Genomic DNA, 4,740 nt, shown 5'->3' with positions numbered 1-4,740 from the left:
ATCAAAGCGAAACGTAGACGAATATGGATGAAAACCCAATTTTTGGAGCGAGTATTACAGGCGGGTTTTGCTAATGTGAGTGATATTTAATCATTCATGCGGTTGCCCTGGTCGTTCACACCGAAAATGGCGGGGATTATGCTATTGCATACTCAAAAGGTCGATTCATCATCAGGCCATTTGGCGAATTAGTAGTTGGTGATTTAGAGTTGGAATAATGATCGGAGTGGTTATAGGCTAGTGATATATGGGCGTGGATAACTGAATAAGTGATGGATAGATATGACTGAGATTTGGGTTGGCCTTATAGTATTCATAGTCTCGCTGGTGATTGCGCGCTCTTCGAAGCCAACATGTACAGATCGATAGCTACTATGATAGCTTCTTTAATTGGTGGGGTTGGCGTTTTGGCGCTGGCTGTCTTTGGGTATTTATTTTTTGGTTCTAGTTCTGATTGTAATTCTAATGTTGGTGGTTTCTACGAGAATAATAGTGCGCTTTGTTATAACAAGGAAAAAGTTTCAACGCTAACAGGTAAAAGCAATGGAAAAGCTACACCTATTACTAAGTTCGTTATTCTAGATCAAGATAAAGCCCTTGTTTATCCACAAGGAGAAGAGCCACAAATCATCTTGGTTGAGGATGACAAGTTCAAAGTATACCCATATGCGACATATAAAAGTTGGAAAGAAATGCATGGATCGCTTGCGAATTAACGAAACCCCGTTACGATGGCGGGGCTATTCTATCTGTTATTTTTGGGATTCTATCAGCTTCTCTAAACGATCTAGTCGGTTTATTGGTTGCTGAAAATAAATAAAATCCATGCCTGTTTGATTAAATTGCTTTTTTCGCAACCCTGCACTGGTAGCTTTCTCCACCATGCTGATTGACAAAGTAGCTCACGGCACCACCAGTAAGTCGGTTGATGGCTACGTTCTGCATAGTGCGCCATTCGTCCCCACGAGACCACTCTATGCGATATTGTATTTGTTCATCTGTGACTACGGGATTAACTACACGGAAATGGGTTGAATCCCGACCTTGTGGTTCCCCATCTTCCCAAACAACGACAAGGCCAGTCCATTTCGCGCTTTTACCGTTTTTAACGCAATTTGTACCGGAAAATTCTAGCCACCCTTTGACATAAAAGCAAAGAGTGTTCGGATCTGATAAATAAATTGAAGGCCAGATGGATGTAATGGTGTTACCTGAAGATTTATTTTCACAAATAATAGGAGATGCAGAAAAGGCCATCATGGGTATTGATAATACTAATGCTGTAAAACTTTTTAAATATTTCATCGGCTTCACTCCGTTAATGAATTATTCATTACTTTGAATGAAACACAATTAATGAGCAATGATTAACATTATTACGTTACTGAATTTATCTACAGTAAGCCGTCCTTGGCTTGGGCTGTAACGGGGTTGTTTTTTGCCTATCACAGGCAGCTTAAAAGGTTACCCCAAGCCAGGGATGGCAAATCTGAAACATTTTGATACATCACAGAACAATAAGAATACAATTTTGGTTGTTAAATTTGTTGAACTAGCGGTTCAATCGAACTATTATCACCATAGCGATATCGCAATTTGATAACTGCTAAATATCTATTCACTTCAATTTCATAATGTTAGGGGGCTATATGAGAACTGAGCATACCAGATCTGTACAGACTATTAGCCACTCAACAGAAGTTATCAATTCTTTTTTTGATGAACCATCACAGAGGGTGTTTTCTGTTAGACGCTTAAGCTGTAGAGTTGATATTAACCGTCAATTGTTTATCGTTACTGTTGAAAATGCGGACAATTCAAGCAAGTTCCGAGTGCTCCCATATGCCGAGCTTACAGTTTGTAAAGACAAAGTAAGATACCTTGTAAATCCGGCATATCAATATCCTGAGCTGGGCGATAGATTGTCTTCAATAAATACCAGTATTGAAAAAACTGTTTGTGATTTCATTCAAAAATATAGCCCTGTTGCTAGTGTGTAGTTGAGATAAAGATGGCCCCTGACCTGAACAATGCATACATTAAAGATTTAAGTAAAAAACCTGACTGTATAAAAGAAGAGATTGTAGAAAAGTTCTATCACTTATCAAAGGATGGTGATTTATTAGAGGTAACGGAGTACCTCTTAAGTGGTAGCGAGTATCATTACTATATAGGGATTACTCGATTAGGGTGCTTCACAGAGGATTATTATAGGTCTCGGTCTCTTGAGATGCTTGATAGTGGTTACAGTGAACAAGAAATTATTCAACATTTAATAGATCTTGATATGCACGATCCTGATGAGGATGAGTTAATAGGTCGTATTGCATACAATGATTTTAATTTTTATGACTGCGGTATAAAAAAGACAGGCAAGCAGATTAAGGGGGCGTTTATTTCGCCAGATTATCAGGCTGCGGGTCTGGGGCGTTCAATATACAGAAGGCTAGTCTTAAAGCACGATCATATTATTTGCGATAATATCCAAAGTGTTGCTGGTGGTACATTGTGGGCGAGCGGGATAATAGCATTAGCTGATGTTGGGGTGTATGACACCATACGACATAAATTTGTCGATGTGCTGACAGAAGGTGGAATTGGGATTAATGGCATTAAGCCCTGGAGCGCTACATATCTTTCTATGAGTGAGTTTTCTCGATGGGAACTGAACTCGATATCTCATGAGTGCTGCAATCATATCGTTAACATTATAAGCAAAGATAAATTATACAATTAAACCCGCCTCTCGCGGGTTTTTCATTTCTAGGCCGGTTTTTATGAGCTATCCTCAAATACACTCATAGAGTTAGCACAAAAATCCGGTTATCTCATCATTCATAAAGAAAACCTGTTGAGCATGGAAAACAGTTGGAAGTACTAACTCAAAAGCCAAGGATGGCACTGTAAATAAATTCAGTTGTGTTCTTTTATTAGTCAGTTTAATGTATAGCTATGACTGAGGTAATCAATATGACGCAACAATACAAAAGTGAAGCAGAGTTGTTGGAAGCATTAAAGGCGATAACGCCAGATATGTTTGCTGATTTTTTGAATGAAAAGCTAAAATCATCGATAACTTGTGCTATTTGTCATCAAACAGACATTGCCATTCCTCAGACTACACCTATTATCGTGTCAGAAGAAGGTGAGGATGTAGAGCAGTCATTGCCCTCTTTTCTTGTACCTATTAGGATCAATCACGTCGGGATGAGACCACAAGTAGACCCTGATAACTACCATTTCAGGATAGCATGTATAAACTGTGGGTATGAATTTTTCTTCTCAGCTCGTGTCATCACAGAATGGGTGAATAAAAAGCAAGGGGAGAAATAGACATGCTTGTTAGTAGAAGGGAGTCAAATGTAGTTTATACTAACCGATGGAGCGCGTTATCGCGGAAAAATGCCGGTTATGATGGCGGCGGTGGAGGTGATGATATGTTAGAAGCTCGTGTGGCGCGGCTTGAGTCAGATGTTGAACACATCAAAAAATCTATAGACGAGGTGAAAGCTGACGTACGGGAAATGAAAAAAGATACACGCACAGATTTTAAGGAAATGAAAAGTGATGCGCGTACAGACTTCCGCCTGTTATTTGGCGCGATAATTGCTGTGGCTCTTGGGCTGGCTGGCTTAATGGCTAAAGGATTTCACTGGATTTAATTTAACAACCCTATTTATTTACTAAGCCGCTTAAGTGCGGTTTTTTTGTATCTGAAATAACCACAAGGTGGTGATATGCCATTGATTAAAGATGCTATTTCCGCCTTCTTGGGACAGGGCCAAGAATGGAAGTGGTTGGAACATTTACACCCGGCGTCATTCCGGGGTGTGCCCTTTGCCGTAGTGCCAGGTGAAAGTGTCTTCGGCAGACGTCAAGCAGTGCATGAATACCCCTATAGAGACACGGCTTGGATTGAAGACCTTGGGCGCAGCAGCCGAAAAATTACTCTTCGTGGTTTTATTATTCAAGACAGTAAAGTGTATTCCGCGCCGGACGTGATCACACAACGTAATAATCTGGTTGCAGCGTGTGAGGAAGGGGTGAGCGGTACGTTAATACACCCCACGCTTGGGGAGCTAACAGTTAGTGTCACTGAGTCAGGCTTGCGAGTGAATGAAAGTGCGGATAATGGCCGGGTGTTTGAGTTTACTTTGACCGTTATTGAGTCCGGCCTGAAAGTCTTTGCGATTACAAATAGCACTGCGGCAGACAGTAAAGTGAATACCAATTGGCTCAGAACGGCCACGACGACCGCTGCTAAATTCATCTCTATGGTAAAAGGCGAGATCCGCACGGTCACACAAGCCGTTAAAACCATCAAACAGATAGTTAATCATTGGACAAACATGGTTCAATCGTCAATTGATGAAGTGACCAATCTCAGTGACATGTTGAATTCCACGTTCGGTAGTAAGCGATACGGACGTTACAGCAGAGGCAAGATTGGCGGTTCGGTATCAGGGGCAACCGGTGTTGCACTGCGAAATAATGACAGTGAAAACTATAAAAATGTGGTCAATGAAAAAATGGCTTCAGCTGTGATGGGGCGAGAAGCCATATCGGAAGCCTTCTCACAGCTCAACAATGCTAACTCCATTGAGGGATTAGCTAGTGGAGTGCAGTTAGTTAACCTCAGCTTCGTTTAAAGATAGCGATCTCATTATCCCGTAGATTCAAGCTCGGTTTTTTAGGCTGGAATGTATAAGCAATAAGACCGGCAGCAACTTCTAACAAAAA

General features: G+C 40.9%; 7 protein-coding genes and 1 pseudogene. 6 read left to right on the top strand and 2 right to left on the bottom strand.

Annotated elements, in window-relative coordinates; translation table 11 throughout:
- The first annotated feature begins 374 nt into the window (after positions 1 to 374).
- Positions 375 to 716 (top strand): hypothetical protein, encoded by a 342-nt coding sequence (locus ABR397_RS21855; protein ID WP_350307552.1) that lies wholly within the window; start codon positions 375 to 377, stop codon positions 714 to 716.
- 121 nt (positions 717 to 837) lie between these two features.
- Here ABR397_RS21855 and ABR397_RS21850 read toward each other — a convergent pair whose 3' ends face one another.
- The gene (locus ABR397_RS21850; protein WP_350307551.1) at positions 838 to 1,305 is read right to left on the bottom strand and encodes a hypothetical protein; all 468 of its coding nucleotides are present in this window, start codon (positions 1,303 to 1,305) and stop codon (positions 838 to 840) included.
- Positions 1,306 to 1,649: 344 nt separating this feature from the next.
- On the opposite strand from ABR397_RS21850, the gene ABR397_RS21845 reads away from it, so the two are divergent.
- From ABR397_RS21845 to ABR397_RS21825, 5 genes are all read left to right on the top strand, one after another.
- On the top strand, positions 1,650 to 2,000 hold the full coding sequence (locus tag ABR397_RS21845; protein ID WP_350307550.1) for a hypothetical protein: 351 nt from the start codon (positions 1,650 to 1,652) through the stop codon (positions 1,998 to 2,000).
- An 11-nt stretch (positions 2,001 to 2,011) separates the two neighbouring features.
- Positions 2,012 to 2,737 (top strand): hypothetical protein, encoded by a 726-nt coding sequence (locus tag ABR397_RS21840; protein WP_350307549.1) that lies wholly within the window; start codon positions 2,012 to 2,014, stop codon positions 2,735 to 2,737.
- A gap of 233 nt (positions 2,738 to 2,970) precedes the next feature.
- Positions 2,971 to 3,333 carry a hypothetical protein gene (locus ABR397_RS21835; protein ID WP_105396886.1) on the top strand — a complete coding sequence of 121 codons (363 nt, stop codon included), beginning with the start codon at positions 2,971 to 2,973 and terminating at the stop codon, positions 3,331 to 3,333.
- A gap of 2 nt (positions 3,334 to 3,335) precedes the next feature.
- Positions 3,336 to 3,662, top strand: coding sequence for a hypothetical protein (locus ABR397_RS21830; protein ID WP_350307548.1), 327 nt, complete (start codon positions 3,336 to 3,338; stop codon positions 3,660 to 3,662).
- Between the two features lie 75 nt (positions 3,663 to 3,737).
- The gene (locus ABR397_RS21825; protein ID WP_350307547.1) at positions 3,738 to 4,649 is read left to right on the top strand and encodes a DNA circularization N-terminal domain-containing protein; all 912 of its coding nucleotides are present in this window, start codon (positions 3,738 to 3,740) and stop codon (positions 4,647 to 4,649) included.
- Here the strand turns inward: ABR397_RS21825 and ABR397_RS25515 are convergent.
- Positions 4,636 to 4,740, bottom strand: a pseudogene (locus ABR397_RS25515) (IS982 family transposase); the annotation flags it as partial. The gene ABR397_RS21825 and the pseudogene ABR397_RS25515 sit on opposite strands and share 14 nt — an antisense overlap.

This window comes from Photorhabdus viridis, from assembly GCF_040256935.1.
Classification (GTDB): Bacteria; Pseudomonadota; Gammaproteobacteria; order Enterobacterales; family Enterobacteriaceae; genus Photorhabdus; species Photorhabdus viridis.
The sequence above is the reverse complement of the archived record's forward strand: the minus strand, read 5'-3'. Positions and strand labels throughout refer to the sequence as shown.